Genomic DNA, 17,184 nt, shown 5'->3' with positions numbered 1-17,184 from the left:
GGCATGTTCATCATGCCGTTACTATACCATATAATCAGCGTCACAGCGGATTTCCGCCCATATCGCCGGTGCTGTCAACCGGGCCAAACTTGATACGGGTTTTGCAACCGCATTTCCACCCCTTCCGTGCAATTCGCAAAGAAAAACCCGCAAATTTTTACCAATACCCACAAACAAAACGCAAAATTCCACCCCAAGCCGCCATTCCAGATGGATTTGGGAGGATGCTCGTTCTCGTCGGGGCTCTGGAAATCTTGCGAATCCGGCTGTCTTTCATGCCATCAACGCCCTATCAGCACTTCCGGTTTTCGTATCTGTCCATCACAAACTTACCTCGCGTCCGTCGGCAAAAGGCCAGCAACTTTGGAAAGATAAAGGCCATGCCCACAACCAACAGCAATAGTTTTGCCTTTCGCAAATCATTGATGGGTCCGCCTGGCCCGGCAATTCCAATACCGCGTCCGGTTTGGGGACCATGGAAACCGACCGACAGCGTGGCCCCCTGCCAAAGTTCAGATAATCCGGTTCCGCCACCCCTGCCAACTTCCACATCCGAGATGCGGTTTGAGTGGCGGCTTGAAAAAGCCAGCAAGCAATATAAGCCCAGCCTGCCATCCATGGCACCGGGACCGTTTGATCCGCCGATCATGAATTGGCGCCTCTATGTCAGCCAGATTTTATAGGGATGTAACGCCATGTTTGTTCTTCTGGACACAAATGGAAATCTCTTACGCCCGACACCCGAAGCATCAACAGCTTACAATTCATACTGGTACCCGGGAACAGCCGGCACGTCGGGCGACTTCGATTTTGGATCCGGATGCGAGGCATGGTTTACCTGCCCTGCCTGCCAACGCAAAGTTCCCAATGCCTTTGCACAGGCAGATCACAATTTTCCCGACAGCCTATTAAAAGACATGTTTACCGGTGCAAATCAAAACAGATACCAAGCGATTAGTAATCTGGCTGCGCAGCACAATAATAACCCTATGGCTGGCAACGGCTCCTGGGGCAACACATTGGGGGAAACGACCATCAGTCTCCCCGATTTCAGTTTTGTTCAATATTACGTCCTCGGTTACGGGGAGACCGACAAGACATTCTACGAAACATGGCGCAATGACGATGAAGACGATCCAATAGAAATATTGACCGCCACACGCGTCAACGGGCAAACACAGTTCAGGTTCAATGTGCCTGCCTTCCAGAACCCGATCACCCATTCTCTGGTCGATGTGGCCTGCGCCGACCACGATAATCTTTGTATGATCTGTTTGGCCTGCAATCAGGCAAAATCCAATGCACTTTATCCAGCCCACGAGCCTTTTACTCAAGAAGTGCGTCAACTACCCGGCGCAAACATTCGGCAGGCAAACGCAATGCCAACCAATCAGGGCGTAACCTATACCGTTCCCCCGGAAGGAGACTGCAACAACGCTCCCTCACCTTATCAGAATGACGATGATGTCGATATGCAAGACGAGGATACTTAGTCCTCGTAACCGCCTTGTAGATTCCGGCGTTAAACCCTGAAAACCAGTATTAATCGATAAACTTATCAACTATTAGACAAGGGTATTCCAAGCAGGATCAACGGAACCCCTATGACAATCGAAACGGCAGTGATCATTGCCTGCGCCTATTTCATTGCCGCTTTTGTCAAAGGGGCAACCGGGCTTGGCTTTTCAACATCCGCCTTGCCGGTTCTCGCCCTTGGTATCGGGTTAAAAGCCGCGATGCCGCTGGTGATCATTCCATCACTGGTCAGCAACAGCATCGTCATGGCACAGGCCGGGCATTTTCACGAAACCGTCAAGCGGTTCTGGCCGATGTTTGTTGCCACCGTGCCGGGGCTTGTCGTCGGGCTTGTGGTGCTTGATCTGGTCAACAGCCTGATGGCGGGGGCGGTTCTTGGCATTGTTTTGATGGTTTACGGCGCATTGACGTTATGGCGGCCGGGGCGGCCGGTACCGGAAAAACTGCAAAAACCATTGGCCCCGGTGATGGGGTTCGCAACGGGGCTTGTCAATGGCATTACCGGATCACAGGTCATGCCGGTTCTGCCTTTCCTTCTGGCCCTTCGTCTGGACCCGAAACGTTTCATACAGGCGATCAATATTTCCTTCAGCCTGTCGAGCATCGTTATGGCCATTGGCCTGTCAAAACTTGGCCTGATGACGCTTGAAACTGTCTGGATATCTCTTGCCGGGTTGATCCCGGTTTATCTGGGCACCAAGCTTGGCGGCATTGTCAGATCACGCATGGATGCGGAAAGTTTCCGCAGGCTGGTTCTGATCATGCTGGTGATCTTCGGGGTGATCCTGATCGGCAAATTCGCGCTGTTTCACCCTTAACGCTTGAGCACGCTGGTGCAATGCGCCTGCCTTTGCTATCCAGTCGTGATGAAAACCATCGCCCGCGCCGCATTTGCCGAAACCGAAGAAAAGAAATCGCGCTTCCTGGCCGAGCTGGTCCCTTATGACCATCTCGCGACGCGGCTTGCGGAATTGCGCGCGGCCCATCCCAAGGCCAATCATCATGTCACCGCCTATCGATACCTGAATGACGAAGACCAGCTGATCGAACATGGCAAGGATGATGGCGAACCATCGGGCACATCGGGCGTTCCCTGCCTTAAGGTGCTTCAGGGGCGTGATCTGATCAATGTTGCGGTGATCGTCACGCGCTATTTTGGCGGGGTGAAGCTTGGCACCGGCGGATTGGTGCGCGCTTATAGCGGGGCGGCAAATGCAGTTTGCAGCGTCGCTGATTTCATCGATTATGTCCCAAAGGCAGAGGCCGAACTGTTTGCCGGATTTTCCGACGCCGGAACGCTCGAACAGGCCTGCGCACAGGATGGGATCACGGTTCTGGACCGGCAATTTGATAGCATGGGCACGCATATCCGGATTTCAGGACCAAAGGATCTGGTTGCCGAACTGGCCGGACGTTTCCCGATCCATCGCGATTAGAACAGGATATCAGCCCCGCCGCGCGGTGCTTTGGCGTTCCTGCAACTGGAAACCAAGATCGACAACGCGGTTTTCCGGTTCTTCACCATCGAACCTTGTCCGGATCATATCAACCGCCGTTTTACCGATCCCGTAGCGGTTTGTCCGAATACTGGTCAATGACGGACAGGCCGCTGCCATCATTTCAAGATCGTTGAAACCGATAATGCCAAGGTCCTCGGGCACGCTAAGACCGGCATGCTGGCAGCCAAACAGAACGCCCAGCGCCATATCATCGTTGTTGCAAAAAACCGCTTCAATATCCGGGCGCTTTGCACGCAACGTTGCGATCAGTTCTGCGCCCAGTGATGTGCTTGATGACCGGGTTGTTGTCATGAACAGCTCCGAATCATACCGGCCTGCTGATCGCAGTGCTTCGGCAAAGCCTTCCATGCGGCGGCGTGATCGCGGGTCCATGCGTGCACCGATGAAACCGATATTGCGATATCCGCGCTGCAACAGGTGATATCCGGCCGCGCGCCCGCCTTCGAAATGCGAGAATCCGACCATCATATCAATCGGATCGGGATCGACTTCCATGACCTGCACCACCGGACAATCGGCACTTTCCAGCAAGGCCCGCGCCGCCGGGGTCTGATCCCCACCCGCAACAATCAGGGCAGCCGGACGCTGCCCAAGGAAAATGCGGATCAGGCGTTCTTCTTCTGCCGCGACATAGCGCGAATTGCCAAGCTGCACCTGAAGCGGCCCCTGTTCGAGCTCGTCATAAATCGCGCGCAGCGTATCGGCAAACACGTTATTGGTCAGCGACGGCACGATCACGCCAACAATGTTGGACCGCGATGATGCCAGCGCACTGGCATGGGAATGGGGAACATAATCAAGCTTGCGAACGGCGGCATCGATGCGTTCGCGCAACGGGGCGGATACCTTGGCCGGATCACGCAAGGCCCGTGAAACGGTGATCGTGCTGACCCCGGCCTTATCAGCCACATCAGCGATGGTCGGCCGTCCGGCCCCTCTGCGTTTTCTCATGTCTTCCTTCTCATGCCCTGTTCCTCATATCCGCGATCCCGGCGTTGCACAATATCTGTTGACTCGATGTTAGCGCTATCATTATGTTAGCGCTAACAAAGCAAGGCGGGCAAGACCCGCTCAAGAAAAGACGAAATAAAAGTGGCGGGAGGATTAGCCATCAAAGCCGAATTTGTCATCGTGATGGGTGTCAGCGGATCAGGCAAGACCGCGGTCGCAAAGGGCCTTGCCAGCATCATGAATGGTGTGTGGCTTGACGCGGACGATTATCATCCCCCGCAAAATGTCGAAAACATGCGCAATGGCATCCCGCTTGATGACGAGATGCGCTGGCCTTGGCTGGCATCACTTGGGGCGGCTGCCAAAGAAGTCGCGCATGGAATTGAGCCAAACCATGTATCGCCGAAAATCTTTATCGCCTGTTCGGCACTGAAACGGCGCTATCGCGATTTCCTGCGCGATCACATGGCACCCGTAACTTTTGTTTTTCTGGACGGTTCGCGCGAAGTGATCCGGTCCCGGCTGGATCGCCGGGTCGGCCATTTCATGCCGCCCGGATTGCTTGACAGTCAGTTGGCCGATCTCGAACCGCTGGGGCCGGACGAGATCAGCGTGACTGTTTCCATCGACGCCCCGATTGAAGCCGTGGTTTCGACCGCTGCTGCCCGTCTTGCGGCCGGCGAAATCGACAGTCCATCCACCAAAACGCATAACACCGCCGGAAAACCGGTAACCCAGGGAGAAGACAGATGACCCTATCGTTCAAGACACTCGCCGGAACCGCACTTGCCGCCAGCCTGATGATGGCATCACCGCTGATCGCAAATGCACAGGAATTCACCCTTAAAGTCCAGTCAAGCGATGCGGCTGGCGTGCCGAACTTTGTACTGGAGCAGGAATGGGCGGAGCGTGTCGGCAAAATGTCGGGCGGACGCATTTCGGTTGAAATGCTGCCGGTCAACTCGGTTGTTGAACATGCCGAAACCCAGGACGCAATTGCTGCTGGCATCATTGACGGCCACATCACCGATACCAGCTATTTCACCGGTAAAGACCCGGCATTCGGCCTGATCGCCAATCCGGTCGGTGCATGGTCGGCACCGTCCGAAATGCTGCGTTTCGTTGAATATGGTGGCGGCAAGGAACTGATGAATGAACTGCTGCAACCCTATGGCCTGCATTTCATCGGGGCGGTGACACCGGGCCTTGAGGCATTCGTTTCGTCAAAACCGCTTGATGGCGTTGCCGATCTCAAGGGGCTGAAAATGCGCGCACCAGAAGGTATGGTGCAGGAAGTCTTTGCCGCGGCCGGTGCGTCGCCTGTGAACATTCCGCAGTCCGAAGTTTTCACATCCCTTGATAAAAAGGTGATTGATGCTGCGGATGCGACCGTGTTCTCGACCAACCAGGCAATGGGTCTGCATGACGTCGCCAAACATCCGGTCTATCCGGGCTTCCATTCCATGCCGATGCTTGAAGTTTCGGTCAACAAGGCGAAATGGGATTCCATGCCCGAAGACCTCCAGACCATTCTGGAAGTTTCGGTCCGTGATCTTGCGCGCGATATGGACGCACAGCTGGCCATGAAAGACATGGAAGCCGTTGCCAAGGCCCGTGCCGAAGGTGGGGTTACCATCCACAACTGGTCAGCCGAGGAACGCAACAAATTCCGTAAAATCGCAACCAGCCAGTGGGAAAAAGTCGCGGCACGTTCGGAAAATGCCCAGAAGGTTTATGATACACTCGTCAAATACCTGACCGAACAGGGTATGATCTGAGCCTGCCTTGATACATCCGTTTCCGGCGGTGCCCGCAAAGGCCCGCCGGAACGACCCGGTACAATCCGGCCAAGCCAGATAGAAGAGACGCTATCGGGTGATGCGGTCCTCCCCGTTGCCGGATTGTATTCTTTGTCGTGACAAGGAATGCTGAAAATGGCCCCGAGCGCAGAAAAAATGGCGCATAGCGAAATTCCCCCTGCCCTGGAACCGGATGGCGCATTAACCCCCGTACCAGAGGTTTCCGGCATTTTTGGCCGGATTGTCGACAAGATCAGCACGGTTTTCGCGCTGGGTTTCCTGTTGGCGATGGGTATCCTGATTTTCGAGATTTTCATGCGTCACGTTTTTAACAGCCCGACCCTTTGGGCGCATGAAACCACAACGTTTTTATCGGCCATCGGCTTTGTTTTTGCCGGGCTTTACTGTGCATCGCGCGACAAACATATCCGGGTTGTCATCATCTATGACATTGCCGGGCCAAAATTGCGTCGGGCACTTGATATCGGCATATCAATCGTCTGTGCCATTTCGTCGGGCTTTTTCGCCTGGGCGGGGTGGTTGATGGTGCAGCGTGCCGCCTTCAAACCCGATGGTAGCATCCATCTGGAAACCACCGGCAGCGCCTTTAACGCGCCTTATCCGGGATTACTGAAAATCTTCATGCTGTTGGTTCTGATCGCGTTAACGATCCAGTTTGTCGTTCTGGCGATCAATTATGTCCGCGCCAAACCTGATGATGTGCGCGCAAATTCCGGGGCGGCAAAAGACAATGACTGACCCGAACTCCTGCCCAAACTCGCCCATGCACAGCATGAAGACCGTTATATCCGGCGCAACAGGATAAATCCCGATGTTTGATTTGCAGTCCCTTGGCATTGAATATGGCACGCTTGCGATGTTCGTGCTGCTGCTGGGTTTTTTGATGACCGGCATGCCGCTGGCATTTGTGACCCTGCTGATTGCCCTGCTGTTTACCCTTGGCTGGTTCGGACCGATGGCGGTGCCGCTGATCACAAGCAGGGTCTATTCGTTTGTGTCATCCTTTGTCTTTGTCTCGGTCCCGATGTTCGTGATGATGGCAGCAATCCTTGATCGATCCGGCATTGCCAAGGACCTGTTTGAAGCCATGCGCCTGTTTGGTGGCCGGCTTAAGGGCGGGGTTGCGGTCCAGACGATTTTTGTCGCCGTCATTCTGGCTGCCATGAGCGGCATCATCGGCGGCGAGATCGTGTTGCTGGGCCTTCTGGCACTGCCACAGATGCTCCGTCAGGGATATGACAAGAACCTGGCCATCGGGGTTGTCTGTGCTGGCGGGTCGCTGGGTACTATGGTGCCACCATCCATCGTTCTGATCATCTACGGCCTGACGGCGAATGTATCGATCGGCGATCTGTTTACCGCGTCCTTTCTGCCGGGCTTCATGCTGGCGGGGTTCTATGTCGCCTATGTGCTGTTTCGAAGCTACACGGGGGATAATATTGCCCCGCCGCCGCGCACCGAAAAAATCCCGAACGAAGAAAAAATCCGCCTGCTCAAGGGCCTGATCCTGCCGTTCCTGGTCGTGATCTGTGTTCTGGGGTCGATCTATGGCGGAATTGCGTCGGTCACGGAAGCCTCGGCCGTCGGTGTTGCCGGGGTGGTTGCCTCGACCATCGTTCGGCGCGAATTTTCGCTTTCCATGCTCAAGGCCGCATCGCTTCAGACACTGTCGACATGCGGCATGATTGTCTGGATCGGGATTGGCGCATCGGCACTGGTCGGAGTATTCAACCTGATGGGCGGGATCAAGTTTGTATCCGTCCTGATTACCGGCATTTCCGATGACCCGATGATCATCATCCTGTTCATGATGCTGATCCTGTTCGTGCTGGGCATGTTCCTTGACTGGGTCGGGATCGCCCTTCTGACCATGCCGATCTTTGTTCCGATCATCAAACAGCTTGGCTTTGATCCAGTATGGTTCGGGGTGCTGTTTGCGATGAACATGCAGGTCAGCTTCCTGTCCCCGCCGTTTGGCCCTGCCGCGTTTTACCTGAAATCCGTGGCACCACCGGACATAACGCTTGGCACGATCTTCAAGGCACTGGTGCCATTCATCTGCCTGCAGGTGCTGGCCGTGGCCATTCTGATCATCTTCCCGGGAATTACAGGGCGATAGGATCATCCGGACCGATAGAGACCCAAAACGACAAAGGGGAAGCCATAACGGCTTCCCCTTTGCGTTCGCACCACCTCATCCTCGAGGGAGAGCTGTGGGAGACCAAATTCCCGCCAGAACGGGAATGACGGGGTGGCGCGGGTGCAAGGGTTGTGAACGGCCAGTCAGCCGTTACGATAAAGGTAACTATAGGCATTGATCGCCGGCACACCGCCAAGATGGGCGTACAGGACTTTGGACCCCTTGGGGAAATAGCCCTTTTTGACCAGATCGATCATGCCCTGCATCGATTTGCCCTCGTAAACCGGGTCGGTCATCATGCCTTCCAGACGACCACACAGGCGAATTGCCTCGTTGGTTTCATCGGACGGCACGCCATAAGCCGGATAGGCATAATCTTCGATCAGGGTGATGTCGCGATCCGAAATACCGCCTTCAAGTTCGACCAAATTGGCGGTTTTCTGCGCAATCGCCAGAACCTGCGCGCGGGTCTGTTCGAGGGTACCCGACGCATCAATGCCAACCACCTTATCCGCACGGCCATCGGCGGCAAAACCGACAGCCATCCCGGCATGGGTGGAACCGGTCACGGTGCAGACCACGATATAATCGAATTTAAAGCCAAGCTCGGCTTCCTGGGCGCGGACTTCCTCGGCAAAGCCGACAAAACCAAGACCGCCATATTTATGCACCGATGCCCCGGCCGGGATCGGATAAGGCACCCCGCCCTTGGCCTTCACATCCTCAAGGGCGGCTTCCCAGCTTTCGCGGATACCGATATCAAAGCCCTCATCGACCAGCTCGATCTCCGCCCCCATGACGCGGCTCATCAGAATGTTGCCGACCCGGTCATAAACCGCATCGTTAAACGGCACCCAGCTTTCCTGCACCAGACGGCATTTCATGCCGATCTTGGCGGCGATGGCCGCAACCTGCCTTGTGTGGTTGGATTGCACACCGCCGATGGTGACAAGGGTATCGGCCCCGGATTTGATCGCATCGGGGATGATATATTCCATCTTGCGGACCTTGTTGCCGCCAAAGGCCAGCCCGGAATTGCAATCCTCGCGCTTGGCATAAAGCTCGACATCGCCGCCAAGATGGGCGGAAAGACGCGGCAAGGCCTCGATCGGGGTCGGGCCAAAGGTCAGTTTGTATTTTTCAAATTTATCCAGGCGCATCGCGCACTCCCTGATTTGCAGAACGACATGGGAAACGAACCTCATGAAGGGGAAATGCTACCGCCAACCGCGTGAAAGGTGTTCTCGAACTTCGTGCCAATTTTTCACACGAAGCTTTCATCACATATAAAAATGTGCCTAGAATTTCGAAAATTTACAGAATTCCGGAAGGTTCTTTCATGACGCAGCATGCCAGTCCCGCGAATGCCGCCCCAATAGACCGCATTGATCAAAAGATTTTGCGCCTGTTGCAAAGTGACGGGCGGATGGGCAATGCCGATATCGCCAAACGGGTCAATGTCAGCCCGGCCACCTGCCATCGCCGGATGCAACGCCTATTTGAAGAAGGATATATCACCTCCATCCGCGCGCAGATCGCCCCGGACAAGGTGGATCGCGCGGCACTGGTGATGGTTGGCGTGGTACTGGACCGCTCAACCCCTGACAGCTTCGCCGCGTTCGAAACCGCGTGCCGGAAACTTCCGTTCATCCTTGATTGCCATCTTGTGGCGGGGGATTTCGATTACTTCCTGAAAATCCGGGTCCGCGACATGGCCGATTTCAATCACCTGCATGGCGATCAGTTGATTGCGCTTCCCGGTGTCCGGCAAACGCGAACGTTTTTTGTGATGAAAGAGGTCGTCGACAATGCACCGCTAGCGTTTTGACCAAGAACAAGATCAACAGAGTTAGCGGTCGGACGGCAACGCTGTACGAATGGTGATGCGGCGATGGTGCGCTGCTCCCTGACGATCAAGCACGGTGATATCGTAAAAACCCGGTGCATCGGGCATCCAGTTTACGGTGCGTTTCCAAGGGTCGGAAACAAGCGGCACGCCATTGATGATCCAGATCAGAGGGCGCAACCCGTTGCGGGCACGCAGCGGCACGCCGCGCTGCTGAATATCGCCGAGCAGGAAAACCGCATCCTCGGCAGGGGAAATGATATCAAGGCCGTTGGCAGCCTGTTTTGTTGTGCCCTTCTGTTGACGCGAAAAGTCCTTAAGAAGGTCGGGCGGCGGGGCTTTCCAAAGGTTAAAGGCCGCTTTCCTGGCCGGTGGCAAAGGCGGACGAGGGAGTTTTTCAAACACGGAAAACAAAATGGGGGCGGCAGCGCCAAGGCCGGTTTGGCCCGGTATCGGTTGCCCGGATGCCTTCCCCACCCAAACGCCAACGGTATAATCCCCCGCATAGCCAAATGCCCAAGCATCGCGATAGCCATATGAGGTACCGGTTTTAAAGGCAATCGGCGTGGCATTGGTATTGTCCGACGATTGCCAACGATATCCCGCAGGACGCGGCGTATTTTGCAAAATACCCGTGATCCAGTTTTGAGTTCGAACTGAAAACATATCGCTGTCGGACAGGCACGGAACGGGCGCCCGATCACGCAGATATTGCAACGGACAGTTTTTACGATCCGCAGCCAGTGCCCGATAAAACCCGATCAGGTCTTCAAGGCGCACGCCAACCCCGCCAAGCGCCATGGCAAGATTGGGACTTTGCGCTTCACCGGGCAACCGCATTTCAAGGCCATTTCGGCGCAAGCTTTGCGCAAACCGGATCGGGCCATATCGTTCAAGCACCTTGACGGCCGGGATGTTGAGGCTAAATCGCAGGGCGTCGGCAATGCTGACCTGACCATATTCGCCGTGATCGAAGTTGGTCGGGTGGTAACTGCCATCGGCAATTTCCCGATCCCAGATCATGGTCTGGGGATGGGTCTGGTGATCATCAAATGACAGGGCGTAGATGAACGGCTTTAACGTTGATCCGGGGGAACGGATGGCGCGCGTCATATCGACGAACCCGTGACTGACCCGATCCAGATAATCGCGAGACCCCAGATGGGCACGGACCTTTGACGTGCTGTTTTCAACAACCATAATGGCCACAGAACGTTCGGGGGCCTGATCCCCACCGTGAAATTCAACAAGCTTTTGAAGGTCAGCCTGAAGGGCCGGATCAATCGTCGTGACGATACGGGTCTGATCGCGATTGGCTGCGACCAATCGTTCGGCAAGATGCGGGGCAAGCATCGGCAAAGGATATTGCGCAACAGGCAAAGGTTCCGCCAAAGCTTCGATATAATCGGCCCGGGAAATGGCATTCGTTAAATATAGCCGATCCAGCACCTTGTCACGGGCAGCACGCGCCGTTTCGGGAAAACGATCCGGGCGCAGACGGCCGGGCGATTGCGGCAGCACGGTAAGCAAGGCCGCCTCGGCAATTGTCAGGTGATCGGGTTCTTTGCGGAAATAGACATGGGTGGCACTTCGAATACCTTCGACACGCCCGCCAAACGGAGCCAGCGTGACATACATATCAAGGATTTCCGTTTTGGAATAATGGGCTTCGAGTTGGATGGCGCGCAGCATTTCGACGATTTTCGATAGGATCGTGCGATCACGCGGCTCCAGAAGGCGGGCAACCTGCATCGTCAGTGTTGATCCGCCCGACACGACATGCCCTGCCCGCACCCATTGCCCGACGGCGCGGATAAGGGCCAGCGGATCAACGCCAAAGTGACTGTCAAAACGGCGGTCCTCATAGGATTTCAGAAACCGGATATATTTCGGATCAATTTCCGCAATCCGCGTTTCCAGCCGCAGCAATCCATCGGCGGTGCCAAAAACCCGCAACGGGCGACCATTTTCACCTTCAACCACGATTGAAAGATCATCCAACCGGGAAAGATTGGGCGGGAAAACCCGATCAAGCCCCCACAGACACGCCATTGCCAGCAGAAAACTGCCGACAATGATAGAAGCGCGTCCGGGTTTGGGCCATGTCAATGTCACGGCGGATGTCTTTCGCGGTTAGTTGATCGGTTTGACCACAAGCGAGGACACCGCACCACGGGCGAAGAAGGCCGGTTTGTACATATCTTCGATATAAGGTGCCGGAAGAATATAGGTCCCCGGCGTCACCGCACGAACAACGTAAGACAGGCGGAAATCGGCTTTCTCGTAACGCCCATAGCCGCCACTGCCAATATTGATCGAGGCGACGAACCGGTCATCGCGTTCGGCACGGAAATCGGTCCAGGAGACGTCATCCGGGCCAAGAGAAAGCTTGCCATCCAGTTCAGGGAAATGCGCGTTGCTTTCAATTTCAAACCCGGCAGGCAGCAAATCCACCACCAAGGCACGGTGCGACAGTTTGGCCGTACTTTTCCCCGACAGAACCACAATCAACCGGTCACCGGTTTTGACATTTTCCAAAGAGGCCGGTTTGCCATCAAGATCAAAATATTGGCGCTTGATCGACAGGTTATGGGCCTCTGGTGCCAGTGGGCTGGCCGGAATGCCGGTAACGGACCAGCGGGCAAAAACCGTGTGATCCCCGATATTTTCCACCATGTATCCCGGTGTCACAAGTTCGGGCGGCAATGTCAGGCGATAACTTCGCGCCGGTTCCATGTCTCGTCCGTTCAGACGCAGGGAAACCAGTTGGCTGGCATCTTTGGTAATGCTGGTCGCCGCCTGCAACAGCCAGCCTTTTTCCTGGGTACTTGTATAGCGTTCCTGATCGGATTGTTCGGTGACAGCCCGCAAAAGTGCCAGGCGTTCCGTTTCGCTGGCAAAGATTTCCTTTGGCAGGGTCAGGATTGCCGACAGATCGCGCAAGGACGAGCCGAAGCTGTGATAATAGCGCCCGGTCGAGCCAAGATTTTGAAGGATGTCATCCATTGAAACCGGATCGGCGTCCGCGCCAACCGTCACCAGGGCAGCATTCACCTGAGCGCGCGCCAGCGACCCGATGCCGGTATTGAGCAGTTTTTCTGCTTCGTATTTCAGGTTCGACACGGAATACCGATCATTGCGCGCCAGCACCAGCACCATATAGGCGCGTGCTTCGGGCGGGTATTGTTCATAGCGCACAACATCCTGCATCCAATCCAGCGCATCATCAAAACGGTCATCCAGCACCGTATATCCGCGCGCACGCGCGGCCGTCAGGAAATCGGTGGCGTACGCGGTCAGCCACGGTTCGGGATCATTATGGCGATCCCAGAAACCGAAACTGCCATCGCCGCGCTGCTTGGCAAGAATGCGCACGATGCCGTCACGGATTTTGTCGTCCAGACCGGCCGCATCGAAACGGACGTCATTCCAGCGTGACTGGGCATCCCCAAACGACAGCAACGGGAACGCCCGGCTGGTGGTTTGCTCCAGACAACCATAGGGATAGCGATCAAGTGCCGTGATCAGGTCCTGAACCCTGATTTCGGGAACCGAGGACAGGGTCAGGTTCATATTGACCGTTTCAGGCAAATACTGACCGAGGATGTCAGCATCGAAATCAAGGACATCACCCGCGGTCAATTCCGACTGTGCGGTGTGGTTTTCCCACGGCTGGGCAGGACGGACTTCCATATCCCACTGGCGCTGCTGGCGGTAGCCATCCGGCCCGGAAACGTCAAGTGTCAGCGTCCCGACACCGATCTTTCGCGCGGTAATGTCAAATGCAGTTTCAATTTGCTGGCCCTGCGCCAAAACACCGTTCCAGTCGGGCTGGGCGATGGCAAATTCATCACTGGACGACAAGCGGGCGTGATAATCGCCAGCCGGACCGCTTAGATTTTGCAGACGCAGAGCCACATTGGAGACATCCCCCGGTGCCTGAAAACGGGCGGGTAAAAGTTCGGCGACAATCGGGGCACGTACCAGCATATTTGCCGCCCCACCACCGGTGGCTGTTTTGCTATAGGCCACGGCAAAGAAACGCAGTTTGCCGTTAAAATCAGGCAGATCAAACTGTGCGGTCGCCACACCGTTTTCATCGGGTTTCAAGGTATCACTGGCCAGTGCCACCGATTTGAATACGCGGGCACGCAATGACCCCAGATTCCCAGAATCCGTTTCATCCCCCCCGGACCGGATCGTTCCTGCATCCCCGGATTGCGGAGCGATCAGATGACCATAAAGATCATAATAGCCAAGTTGCAGATATTGTTGTGCCAGCAGATCAAGATCAGGGCGCGGTGTCCTGAAACCGGTAAGACGCAGGATGCCTTCATCAACGGCAAAGACATTGACGCGCAGGTCTTCATCACCAACCACCTCGCCCGAAACCGTGACCGGCACCGAAAGATGACTGGATGGCAGGACTTCGTCGGGCAGGTCAAAATCGACTTTCAATCTGTGGCTTTCACTGTCAAACGAAATCCATTTGGCCCCGACGGCACGGAACGGACCGTGCTGATCGGTATCAAGACCCGCACGATAGGCCGTAGCAAGAACATAGGCGCCGCTGCCCCATTCCGCACGGACAGGGATACTGAATTCCGTGCCATCCGCCGAAAGATCAAATTCCTGACGCCACAGAATGTTTTTGTGGGCAACCGTTACCTGAAGTCTGCCTTCGAACGGTGCTTTGACAAAGCCATTGATCGTATCACCCGGTTTGACGTCGTCGGCCTCAACCGTCAGGGCAAGCTGATCGGGGCGGTCGGGGGATTGCCCGTTCGACCACCAGCCGACATGGAAGGTATGATCGGCCGCACTGCCGGTCTGGGTATCGCGAATGACCGCGCGATAATATCCCCAGTCATCAAATCCGCGATCGAACGAAACAACGCCATCCGGGCCGGTCGTGACGATTTCCCGATCAACGGGAATGTCGTATTTTTCGTAACTCGATTGCCAGCGACCATCCTGATAGAACCAGTTGTAATCGCGTTCCTCGCGGACCCATTCGATCTGCAATTCATGATTGGCGATTGGATCACCCGTGGCATTCAGCGCGATTGCATCAAATGTCGCGGCTTGCCCATAAGACAGGGTATCGCCATCAAAGCGGGCTCTTACACCAACAAAGGTGTCGCTATTGCGCAGCGGCAGATTGACGGTCGCCCGGCTGGGACGGCCATCGATATCGGCAACCTCGATGTTTAGCCGGACGCGCAGCGGCGAGGAAACATCAACCTCGTCAAAGGCCGGAACCTTCAGTTCGGCGTAACCACTGTCATCGCTTTTAACAGGGTCGAAAGCATTGCGGATTTGCGCCGTTTCCGATGCCAAGCCAAAATAATAATCGCCATAGGTCTCAAACGGTTTGTGATCAACCTGAAGCAAGGCATCCCCGCTGACCCGAAGGCCACTTCCCGGGGCCCCAAACAGATAATCGGTTTGAACATCAACCGGCATGGATGCACCAAAGGCCATATAGGGGGCCGATACATGCGCGCTGACTTCAAGACGTTCGGGAACGAATTCCTCGACCTGAATTTCAAGATTGCCGATGGCATCCGCCTTTGGATCGCTATAGGCAGCAATCCGCCATTTCCCGGTCGCGGCAGCGCCTGAAATGGGGATATCGACACGCCCGCCGCCCAAATCATCAGGGGACTGAACGGTTTTGAAAACTTCCTTGCCATCGGGTTGATACAAAACAATGGTCAGGGGGATTTGGGCGCGCGCATTGGCCTTGTCGTCACGCAGCAAATAACCAAGCTTCACCGTCTCGCCCGGTCGATAGATACCACGTTCCGAGTACAGATAGGTTTGCAGCGGTTTGGGCGGCGCCTTGCCCGCGACACCATGGTCCGACAGCTCCAGTGCTGGCTGGGTCAGCGAAATAAACGAAAAATCACCGTCTCTGGTTTCTGCGGTCAGATAGACCGCCTGTTTGCCGCCGGTGCCGTTTAACAATGCCCCCGAAAGGTCCGCCCAGCCATCCGCCCTGGTGACGGCTTCACCGAGTATTTCATTATTGCGGGCGACAAGCCGCACCGTCGCCCGCCCGACCGGTTCGGCCGATTTAAGCGACCGGACCTGAAGCGACAGGCCATTTTCGCCGCTATAGGCCGAAAGACCAAGATCGGTGACCACCAACCATTGGGTCGGCTGGTTGGCCCAGCTTTCATCCTGATCCGGATCGCTTGCGACCAGAACATAGAGCCCCGGCTTGAAGTCCGAAACCATATCGCGCAGGGGAATCTGGGTGACGACGTCCTGATCCGGACGATTGCGAATATCAAGCGTTCCAGACCAGATTTCTGCGCCGATATCATTGCTGATCTGGCGCATGTCCCAATTATCAAGTTCACGCGCCAGAAGATTGCGGGTCAGCGTCGTAACGATGTTTCGTTCCACAACGCGATAGAATTTAAGCGCCACACGATCATGATTGACCGTTGTAACCGGCAAGACCGGTGTATCACTTTTTGGCAGGATATAGCTGTTTGTACCCAGCGAAATCGTGGCACGGCGCGTCCCGACCTTCACATCGTGGCTGAGATCCTCTGCCAGGGTAAAATCGTGGGGGCCTCTGAGGCCCTTGCGCAGGGTAACATTGGTGATTTGCGAATGCGGAAGGCCAAACAGACACAGTGCACCGTTGGAAATGCGCGCCGAATAGTCCCGTTTTGGCGACAATTCGATATAGGCACGCAATTCAAGATCCTGATCGGCACGCAATTCGTGATCAAACACAAAGCAGGTTTCGCTCACCGCTTTGTCCGATGCCACCGACACATTCTGAAGAACAATATCCCCGCGCAGCATTCCGGCAAGAACCGCAATCCGGGCATCATATTGCCCCGCAAGGCAGTCATGGATTTTTGCGGTTTCCGATGCGTCAAAACTGCAGGCGCGGTTGCGTTCCCAAAGCCAGCCCACCTGATCGCTTTCGATGCTGTTTTGCTGATCCGGGTCTGACATGGACATTACCGACTGGTAACGTCGCGCCATTTCAAGGTCACGTTTTGCCAGGTCTTCGTTCTGGCAGATCGCATGTTCAACAAGCGTTGATGCGCGTTCGCACGGGAAACTTGCGGCATAGATCACGGGCGTCTGTGACGGCCCCTTTTCCTGAGCAAGAGCCGTTAAAGCCGGCAAGGTAACCATCAAGAAAAAAAGGCCTGTCAGCCATTTCACGCAACGCATCCGAACCTCTGTATTTTTATTTTATTGGCAGAATTCTGATTTTTATCCTTCTGCACAATAAAGGTTTTTTGTGGTCCGTCGTCCAGCATAAACATCACACAAAAAAACAGGTGGTTTACGGGAAACCACCTGTTTTCAGAAGACTGGCCGGAAACCGGAATTTAG

The 17,184-nt window shown here is 55.3% G+C and carries 13 protein-coding genes; 9 read left to right on the top strand and 4 right to left on the bottom strand.

Annotated features, from left to right (window positions below; all coding sequences use genetic code 11):
- The first annotated feature begins 101 nt into the window (after nt 1-101).
- The 4 genes from IT971_RS03165 to IT971_RS03150 all read left to right on the top strand — a co-directional run bounded on the left by IT971_RS03165 (nt 102) and on the right by IT971_RS03150 (nt 2,972).
- Nucleotides 102-683 (top strand): hypothetical protein, encoded by a 582-nt coding sequence (locus tag IT971_RS03165; protein ID WP_139189999.1) that lies wholly within the window; start codon nt 102-104, stop codon nt 681-683.
- Between the two features lie 12 nt (nt 684-695).
- Complete coding sequence (locus IT971_RS03160) at nt 696-1,493, top strand: hypothetical protein (RefSeq protein ID WP_063095965.1); 798 nt, start codon at nt 696-698, stop codon at nt 1,491-1,493.
- Nucleotides 1,494-1,604: 111 nt separating this feature from the next.
- Nucleotides 1,605-2,354: a sulfite exporter TauE/SafE family protein gene (locus tag IT971_RS03155; RefSeq protein WP_037989454.1), complete on the top strand. Its 750-nt coding sequence runs from the start codon at nt 1,605-1,607 to the stop codon at nt 2,352-2,354.
- A gap of 48 nt (nt 2,355-2,402) precedes the next feature.
- Nucleotides 2,403-2,972: a YigZ family protein gene (locus IT971_RS03150; protein ID WP_063095961.1), complete on the top strand. Its 570-nt coding sequence runs from the start codon at nt 2,403-2,405 to the stop codon at nt 2,970-2,972.
- A gap of 9 nt (nt 2,973-2,981) precedes the next feature.
- On the opposite strand, the gene IT971_RS03145 is transcribed toward IT971_RS03150, so the two are convergent.
- Nucleotides 2,982-4,007, bottom strand: coding sequence for a LacI family DNA-binding transcriptional regulator (locus IT971_RS03145; protein WP_063095959.1), 1,026 nt, complete (start codon nt 4,005-4,007; stop codon nt 2,982-2,984).
- A 141-nt stretch (nt 4,008-4,148) separates the two neighbouring features.
- On the opposite strand from IT971_RS03145, the gene IT971_RS03140 reads away from it, so the two are divergent.
- From IT971_RS03140 to IT971_RS03125, 4 genes are all read left to right on the top strand, one after another.
- Complete coding sequence (locus IT971_RS03140) at nt 4,149-4,760, top strand: gluconokinase (protein ID WP_063095957.1); 612 nt, start codon at nt 4,149-4,151, stop codon at nt 4,758-4,760.
- The gene (locus tag IT971_RS03135) at nt 4,757-5,785 is read left to right on the top strand and encodes a TRAP transporter substrate-binding protein (RefSeq protein WP_037989447.1); all 1,029 of its coding nucleotides are present in this window, start codon (nt 4,757-4,759) and stop codon (nt 5,783-5,785) included. The genes IT971_RS03140 and IT971_RS03135 overlap by 4 nt, the downstream gene beginning before the upstream one ends.
- A gap of 156 nt (nt 5,786-5,941) precedes the next feature.
- On the top strand, nt 5,942-6,565 hold the full coding sequence (locus IT971_RS03130) for a TRAP transporter small permease subunit (RefSeq protein ID WP_007091271.1): 624 nt from the start codon (nt 5,942-5,944) through the stop codon (nt 6,563-6,565).
- Nucleotides 6,566-6,638: 73 nt separating this feature from the next.
- Nucleotides 6,639-7,946, top strand: a complete 1,308-nt coding sequence (locus IT971_RS03125; protein WP_007091270.1) for a TRAP transporter large permease subunit — start codon at nt 6,639-6,641, stop codon at nt 7,944-7,946.
- A 164-nt stretch (nt 7,947-8,110) separates the two neighbouring features.
- On the opposite strand, the gene IT971_RS03120 is transcribed toward IT971_RS03125, so the two are convergent.
- Entirely contained in the window at nt 8,111-9,127 is a 1,017-nt protein-coding gene (locus IT971_RS03120) for a 1-aminocyclopropane-1-carboxylate deaminase (protein WP_063095955.1), read from the bottom strand.
- A gap of 179 nt (nt 9,128-9,306) precedes the next feature.
- Between IT971_RS03120 and IT971_RS03115 the strand changes: the two genes are divergently transcribed.
- Nucleotides 9,307-9,795 carry an Lrp/AsnC family transcriptional regulator gene (locus IT971_RS03115; protein ID WP_063095953.1) on the top strand — a complete coding sequence of 163 codons (489 nt, stop codon included), beginning with the start codon at nt 9,307-9,309 and terminating at the stop codon, nt 9,793-9,795.
- A gap of 21 nt (nt 9,796-9,816) precedes the next feature.
- On the opposite strand, the gene pbpC is transcribed toward IT971_RS03115, so the two are convergent.
- On the bottom strand, nt 9,817-11,928 hold the full coding sequence (gene pbpC / locus IT971_RS03110; protein WP_063095951.1) for a penicillin-binding protein 1C: 2,112 nt from the start codon (nt 11,926-11,928) through the stop codon (nt 9,817-9,819).
- Nucleotides 11,929-11,946: 18 nt separating this feature from the next.
- Nucleotides 11,947-16,980: an MG2 domain-containing protein gene (locus IT971_RS03105; RefSeq protein WP_158526673.1), complete on the bottom strand. Its 5,034-nt coding sequence runs from the start codon at nt 16,978-16,980 to the stop codon at nt 11,947-11,949.
- Between the last annotated feature and the right edge of the window lie 204 nt (nt 16,981-17,184).

Source organism: Thalassospira sp. B30-1 (genome assembly GCF_015767575.1).
GTDB classification, from domain to species: Bacteria; Pseudomonadota; Alphaproteobacteria; order Rhodospirillales; family Thalassospiraceae; genus Thalassospira; species Thalassospira xiamenensis.
Note: the sequence above shows the minus strand (reverse complement) of the source record. Positions and strands in the feature narration are given on the sequence as shown.

Coding starts and splice junctions, on each gene's coding strand:
- IT971_RS03105 (WP_158526673.1), bottom strand. CDS start 16,980: ATGGTTACCTTGCCGGCTTTAACGGCTCTTGCTCAGGAAAAGGGGCCG.
- IT971_RS03135 (WP_037989447.1), top strand. CDS start 4,757: ATGACCCTATCGTTCAAGACACTCGCCGGAACCGCACTTGCCGCCAGC.
- IT971_RS03130 (WP_007091271.1), top strand. CDS start 5,942: ATGGCCCCGAGCGCAGAAAAAATGGCGCATAGCGAAATTCCCCCTGCC.
- IT971_RS03160 (WP_063095965.1), top strand. CDS start 696: ATGTTTGTTCTTCTGGACACAAATGGAAATCTCTTACGCCCGACACCC.
- IT971_RS03120 (WP_063095955.1), bottom strand. CDS start 9,127: ATGCGCCTGGATAAATTTGAAAAATACAAACTGACCTTTGGCCCGACC.
- IT971_RS03155 (WP_037989454.1), top strand. CDS start 1,605: ATGACAATCGAAACGGCAGTGATCATTGCCTGCGCCTATTTCATTGCC.
- IT971_RS03145 (WP_063095959.1), bottom strand. CDS start 4,007: ATGAGAAAACGCAGAGGGGCCGGACGGCCGACCATCGCTGATGTGGCT.
- IT971_RS03115 (WP_063095953.1), top strand. CDS start 9,307: ATGACGCAGCATGCCAGTCCCGCGAATGCCGCCCCAATAGACCGCATT.
- IT971_RS03125 (WP_007091270.1), top strand. CDS start 6,639: ATGTTTGATTTGCAGTCCCTTGGCATTGAATATGGCACGCTTGCGATG.
- IT971_RS03150 (WP_063095961.1), top strand. CDS start 2,403: ATGAAAACCATCGCCCGCGCCGCATTTGCCGAAACCGAAGAAAAGAAA.